At 72.1% G+C, this 6,710-nt stretch carries 4 protein-coding genes; 2 read left to right on the top strand and 2 right to left on the bottom strand.

Annotated features, from left to right (window positions below):
* Positions 1–88 precede the first annotated feature (88 nt).
* A complete protein-coding gene (locus JAO81_RS01320; RefSeq protein WP_199545836.1) occupies positions 89–253 on the top strand; it encodes a hypothetical protein in 165 nt (54 codons plus the stop codon).
* A gap of 137 nt (positions 254–390) precedes the next feature.
* Positions 391–3,003, top strand: coding sequence for an alpha-glucan family phosphorylase (gene glgP, locus JAO81_RS01315; RefSeq protein ID WP_199545835.1), 2,613 nt, complete (start codon positions 391–393; stop codon positions 3,001–3,003).
* Positions 3,004–3,364: 361 nt separating this feature from the next.
* Here glgP and JAO81_RS01310 read toward each other — a convergent pair whose 3' ends face one another.
* Both JAO81_RS01310 and JAO81_RS01305 read right to left on the bottom strand, forming a co-directional pair.
* Entirely contained in the window at positions 3,365–4,132 is a 768-nt protein-coding gene (locus JAO81_RS01310; RefSeq protein ID WP_233414773.1) for a PaaI family thioesterase, read from the bottom strand.
* A 228-nt stretch (positions 4,133–4,360) separates the two neighbouring features.
* Positions 4,361–6,382: a M4 family metallopeptidase gene (locus JAO81_RS01305; RefSeq protein ID WP_199545834.1), complete on the bottom strand. Its 2,022-nt coding sequence runs from the start codon at positions 6,380–6,382 to the stop codon at positions 4,361–4,363.
* Positions 6,383–6,710: the final 328 nt, after the last annotated feature.

Below are 6,710 nucleotides of genomic sequence, written 5' to 3'. Positions count from 1 at the left end.
CACCCAGGCGGACTTATGGCGTGACCGCAAGGCGGCCGCCCCCGCCGGCGGGCGGGGCAGGCCGTGGTAACTGGCGTTGCTTTACGGGATGTTGACCTGGAGCAAAGGGTTCGGTGACCGGTCCGGGCTCGCCGTCGAGCCGCTGCGCCCCGTCGTGTACGTGCCCGTCGGGGAGTGGGAGCCGGCCGGCCTCGGCATCGAGTTCCCCGAGCCGTTCGGGATCAGCGTCACCTGGGAAGACCTGGCCTTCTGAGCCGTCTGCCGCACGGCCCGACGCCTCAGTGCGCCGTAGCCCCACCCCTCCTGCCCCCGCTACCGTCGACCATGACGAGGGGGACGTACGACGCCGTGGGTCCCCGAGACGCGTAGACCCCCGTGAAGGTGGAGAACGTGAAGGCTATTCGTCGATTCACCGTGCGTCCCGTACTGCCCGAGCCGCTCCGTCCGCTCACCGAACTCGCCCGCAATCTGCGCTGGTCCTGGCACGCGGGAACCAGAGAACTCTTCGAGTCCGTCGACCCCGGGCGGTGGGACGGGGACCCGGTGCAGCTGCTCGGCACGGTGCCCCCGTCGCGGCTCGACGAGCTCGCCGGCGACGAGGGCTTTCTGGAGCGGCTGCGGCTCGCCGCCGACGACCTGCGGGAGTACGTGGGCGGGGAGCGCTGGTACCAGGGGCAGTCCGAGGCGGGGCTGCCGGCCGGGATCGCCTACTTCTCACCGGAGTTCGGGATCACGGCCGCGCTGCCGCAGTACTCGGGCGGGCTCGGCATCCTCGCCGGTGATCACCTCAAGGCCGCGAGCGATCTGGGTGTCCCGCTGATCGGCGTCGGGCTCCTGTACCGGCACGGCTACTTCCGGCAGTCCCTGTCGCGCGACGGCTGGCAGCAGGAGCACTACCCCGTGCTCGACCCCAACGAGCTGCCGCTCACCCTGCTCAAGGAGCCGGACGGCACACCGAGTCAGGTGGCGCTCGCCCTGCCGCACGGACGGCAGCTGCGGGCCCATGTCTGGCAGGCCCAGGTCGGCCGCGTACCGCTGCTGCTCCTCGACTCAGACGTCGAGGAGAACGATCTCGGCGAGCGCGATGTCACCGACCGGCTCTACGGCGGCGGCAGCGAGCACCGGCTGCTCCAGGAGATGCTGCTCGGGATCGGCGGGGTGCGGGCCGTGCGAACGTACTGCCGCCTGACCGGTCATGCCGAGCCCGAGGTGTTCCACACCAACGAGGGGCACGCGGGCTTCCTGGGTCTGGAGCGGATCGCCGAACTGGCCGAGCAGGGCCTCGACTTCGACGCGGCGCTCGAAGCCGTACGCGCCGGCACCGTGTTCACCACCCACACCCCCGTACCGGCCGGCATCGACCGCTTCGACCGGGAGCTGGTCGCCCAGCACTTCGGTCCGCAGGCCGAGCTGCCCGCCATCGATGTGCAGCGCATCCTCAGCCTCGGCATGGAGACGTACCCGGGAGGCGAGCCCAACCTGTTCAACATGGCGGTCATGGGTCTGCGGCTCGCGGCCCGCGCCAACGGGGTCTCGACGCTGCACGGCAAGGTGAGCCGGGAGATGTTCTCGGGGCTCTGGCCGGGATTCGACCCCGAGGAGGTGCCGATCACCTCGGTGACCAACGGGGTGCACGCGCCGACCTGGGTGGCGCCCGAGGTGTTCCGGCTCGGTGCGCGGCAGATCGGGGCGCAGCGCACCGAGGACGCGTTCACGGTGGGTGGTTCGCAGCGCTGGGACGCGGTGGCCGACATCCCCGACGACAAGATCTGGGAGCTGCGGCGGGTGCTGCGCTCGCATCTGGTGGACGAGGTCCGTGCCCGGCTGCGCGCCTCCTGGCGCCAGCGGGGTGCGGGGACCGCCGAACTCGGCTGGATCGACCAGGTGTTGGACCCCGATGTCCTCACCATCGGCTTCGCGCGCCGCGTCCCCTCGTACAAGCGACTGACCCTGATGCTCCGTGACCGCGACCGTCTGATGGACCTGCTCACGCACCCCGAGCGGCCGATCCAGATCGTCGTCGCGGGCAAGGCGCATCCGGCGGACGACGGCGGCAAGCGGCTGATCCAGGAGCTGGTCAGGTTCGCCGACGACCCCCGCGTACGGCATCGGATCGTCTTCCTGCCCGACTACGGCATGGCGATGGCGCAGAAGCTCTACCCGGGCTGCGACGTCTGGCTCAACAATCCGCTGCGCCCGCTGGAGGCCTGCGGCACGAGCGGCATGAAGGCGGCGCTCAACGGCTGCCTCAACCTGTCCGTCCTGGACGGCTGGTGGGACGAATGGTACGAGCCGGACTTCGGCTGGGCCATCCCGACCGCGGACGGCGCCGCCACCGACGACGACCGGCGGGACGCGCTCGAAGCGGGGGCGCTGTACGACCTGTTGGAGCAGCGGATCGCGCCCCGCTTCTACGAGCGCGGGCCCGAGGGGCTGCCCGACCGCTGGATCGAGATGGTCCGCCGTACGCTCACCTCGCTCGGCCCGCGGGTGCTCGCCGGGCGCATGGTGCGCGACTACGTGGCGAAGCTGTACGCGCCCGCGGCCCAGTCGCAGCGGGGCCTGGACTTCGCGGCCGCGCGTGAACTCGCCGTGTGGAAAGGCCGGATCCGTTCGGCCTGGCCCCATGTCGCGGTCGATCATGTGGAGGCCGCGACGGTCGGCTCGACGGCGGAACTCGGCGCGACCGTCGCCCTGCGCGTCCGCGTCCAGCTCGGCGAGCTCCAGCCGGACGACGTCGAGGTCCAGTCCGTCACGGGCCGCGTCGACTCGGACGACACCCTGACGGATGCGGTCGCGACCCCGTTGAAGCCGGCGGGCGGCCCCGATCTGGAGGGCCGCTGGATCTACGAGGGCCCGCTCGCCCTCGACCGCACCGGCCCCTTCGGCTACACGGTCCGCATCCTCCCCTCCCACCGGCTGCTCGCCTCGGCCCGCGACCTCGGACTCGTGGCGCTGCCCTCGGAGTTGACGGGGGAGGTGGCCGGGGTGCTGATGCGGTGAGGGGGTGCCGGGTGGCCCGGGGTGCTGATGCGCTGAGGGGTGTGCCGGGTGGCGGCGGGGGCCACCCGCGGCCGTTCGGGGGGCGGGGGGGGGCGGGGGGGGGGGGGGGGGGGGGGGGGGGGGGGGGGGGCGGCGGCCCCCCCCGGCGACCGTTCGGTGAAGCCCGGGCGGCATGGGGGACCGCCCGGGCTTCGGGGAAGTGCGACGCTGCGGGTGCTTGGCTGCTGCGCGCGGTGGCAGCGTGCCAGCGGTGACGGGTCCATGCCAGTACGCCTGACCGCTGGTTGGCCGGATTTCGTCCGTTGCCCGACGCGCCGCGTCCGCTACCCGGTGCACATGGGTGCCGTCTGCATCTGCACCCTCAGCCCGTCACCGGCTCCTTCGGAGTGATCCACAACGCCTCGCCCAGCGCGCACAGTTCACCCTCCGCCGTCGTGAGCGCCACGCCCACGGTCGTCTTGCGGCCTTCGCGGTGCAGCAGCCAGGCGTACGAGATGTGGCGCTCTCCCGCGCGTACGGGCAGCAGTTGCGTGCCCGTGAGGCGTGCCGTCACCCCGCCCTCGGGCATCCGCCCGATCCGCATGCCCGCGAGGCCGCCGGGGCAGTCCAGCGCCGACCACACGATCTCGGGCGGGAGCGTGCCATCGGGGCCGGCAAGTTCACGGTCCGGCACCCAGGCACCGGCGAGCTGCCCGGGACGGCCTGCGACACGGCCCGGCAGCAGCTTCAGGCCCTGGCCGGGCAGCACATCCGGGCCGCAGCCGTAACAGTCCCTGATCGGGGGCGGGTTGCGGCGCAGGAAGCCGACCTGCTCCAGGGCCCCCTCCTCCGCCTCGGCCCACGACGGCGGTTCGGGTACCTCGACGGTGAGCTCCGCGGGGGCTGCCAGGACGAGGTCCGTCCCCTCGCCGTTCCGTAGCGCCGTAGCGCCGTCCGGCCCGTCGGCGAGCACGATCCCGGTCGCCACCGGCACGGCGGCCCGGAAGTCCACCCGCACCTGCTCGGCGCCGGTCCGCGCCGCGAGCAGCCCCGCGACGTACCCGCCGAAGGCGACGCCCGGGTAGCCGGTCGCGTGGGCGGGGAGCGTGAGGGGGGTTTCGTTCCCGGTTTCGGTTTCGGTGGAGGTCATCCCTGCATGGTGCCCGACGAGCGATCCGCGCGCCCGGGCCGATCACTGTGAGGCGTACGACAGTTGGGGCACGCACGAGCCCCCCGAACCCCGGCCCCCCGGCCCCCCGGAAGGGGGGGCCCCGGGGCCCCGGATCCGGCCCCCGCCGACAGCGGCCGGAACGTCAGCCGGTGACGGCGACTCGGCGTCAGCCGCCCACGGCGACCGAACGTCAGCCGGCAACGGCGACTAGAACGTCAGCTTCCAGCTGTTGATCCGGCCCGTGTCCTGCGCCGCCTTGTCCTGCACCCGCAACTTCCAGGTACCGGCGGCCACTTCGGACGAGGCGTTCACGCTGTACGTGGCGATGACGTTGTCCGCCGAGTCCGAGGAGCTGAACGGCTTCAGGCCGTAGACCGTGCCGTCGGGCGCCACCAGGTCCACGACGAGGTCACCGCGCCAGGTGTGCGTGATGTTCACGGCGACCTGGAGCGCGGCCGGTGCGTTGCCGGTCTTGTCGACGGCGATCGACGAGGTCACGGCCGCGCCGTTGTCCGGGATGGCCACGACGGTCGTGTTCTCGTACGAGGTGCCGCCGCCCCCGCCACCGGAGCGGGCGCCCACGTTGACCCCGGCCCACGCGTCCTGCACCGCCTTGTACTCGGCGCTCGACGTCCCGTACAACTCACCCGCGACCGCGAGCGTGCCGGTGCGCGCTCCCGCGTAGTTCGTGTTCGAGCCCCACTTGGTGGTCAGGGCCTTGTACCAGATCAGCGCGGCCTTCTCGCGGCCGATACCGGTGACCGGAAGGCCGTCGGAGGTCGGCGAGTCGTAGCTCACGCCGTTGACCGTCTTCGCGCCGCTGCCCTCGGACAGCAGGTAGAAGAAGTGGTTGGCCGGACCCGAGGAGTAGTGCACGTCGATCGAGCCGATGCCCGAGTACCAGGCGTCCTTGGACGACCCGTCCTTGCTGGGCTTGTCCATGTAGCGCAGCGGCGTCCCGTTGCCCCGGATGTCGATCTTCTCGCCGACGAGGTAGTCGCCCTTGTCCGTGGCGTTGTTGGCGTTGAATTCGACGGCCGCCGCCATGATGTCGCTGGTCGCCTCGTTGAGCCCGCCGGACTCCCCGCTGTAGACCAGGCCCGCGGTGTTGGAGGTGACGCCGTGCGTCATCTCGTGCGCGGCCACGTCGATCGAGGTGAGCGGCTTGGCGTTGGCGGTCCCGTCGCCGTACGTCATGCAGAAGCAGCTGTCCTGCCAGAACGCGTTGACGTAGGCGTTGCCGTAGTGCACCCGCGAGTAGGCCGCGACGCCGTCGCCGCGTATACCGCTGCGGCCGTGCACGTTCTTGTAGTAGTCCCAGGTCAGCGCGGCACCGTAGTGCGCGTCGGCGCCGGCGGTCTCCAGGTTCTGCGGGGTGCCGTCGCCCCAGACGTCGTCCGGGCCCGAGAAGAGGGTGCCGGTGCCGGACGTGCCGCGGTTGAGGTTGTACGTCTTGTGGCTGCCGCGCCCGGCGTCGTTGAGCGTGTAGCTGCTGCCCGACTGCGAGGTGCCGAGCGGGACTTGGCCGCCGTACTGGGTGTTGCCCGTGCCCTCGTTCTGCACGGCCTGCCACTCGTACAGCTTCTCGCCGGTCGCGGCGTCCGTGACGACGTGCAGTTCGTTGGGCGTCCCGTCGTGCTGAAGCCCGCCGACCACGGTCTCGTACGCGAGGGTGGGGGAGCCCTTCGCCATCCACACGACCTTGCGCGGGGCCTTCTCGGCGGCGGTCTTCTTCGAACCCTCCGCCCGTGCGGCGTCCACCGCCTGCTCCTCGGCGGCGGACGCGGCGACCTCGGCGGTGGTGTCCACGCCGGTCAGCTTCGCGTTCGAGGCTTTGGTGACGGCTTCGGTCTCGCCCGACGTCGCGGCGACCACCAAGTCGCCGCCCAGGACGGGCAGTCCGTCGTAGGTGCGCTCGTAGCGGGTGTGCGTGGTGCCGTCCCGGTCCTGGACGACATCACGGACGACGAGCTTCTCCTTGGCGCCGAGCCCGAGGTCCTTCGCGGTCTCGGCCTTGGTCGCGTTCGCCTCGCGCAGCAGCTCGGCGCGCTGGGCGGGCGACAGCTTCGCGGGCAGCGCGCCCGGATCGGCCTGTCCGGCGACGGGGGCGGCCGTGGGGTCGGCGCTCGCGGTGCCGGCCTGGAGGCCGACGGCGAGCAGGGCGGCGGCGGAGAGCAGGGCGCCGACCGCGGTGGCACGACGACGGGTGGTGTGGGAGGTGGGTCTCAACACTGACTCCTTCTGCGGGCCGTGGTCACGGCCGGACCACCGGACGGCGGGGTGGCCGACCGGTCAGAACTGGCAGAACAGGCAGAGCGAGGTGCGTGTGCGTGGGGGGTGCGTGGGGTGCCATGACCGGTACGCGAGTGCCGCATGGGGCACCGTGCGCCGATCGAGGTGAAGAGTGGCAGGCGCGTTGACTCGTTGTCAGGAGCGCCTCAACAGGTTGGCCGGAAACGGTTCGTTGTCCGGAGGCGGCTGTTCGGAATACGGAAGGCGTACGGGAGGTGCGGTGCGGGGACGCGAAGACGGCGGTACGCAGCCGCGTACCGCCGTC

Origin of the sequence: Streptomyces sp. N35 (assembly GCF_016464295.1) — a bacterium.
Taxonomy (GTDB): domain Bacteria; phylum Actinomycetota; class Actinomycetes; order Streptomycetales; family Streptomycetaceae; genus Streptomyces.
This window is presented reverse-complemented; position numbering and strand designations above follow the sequence as displayed.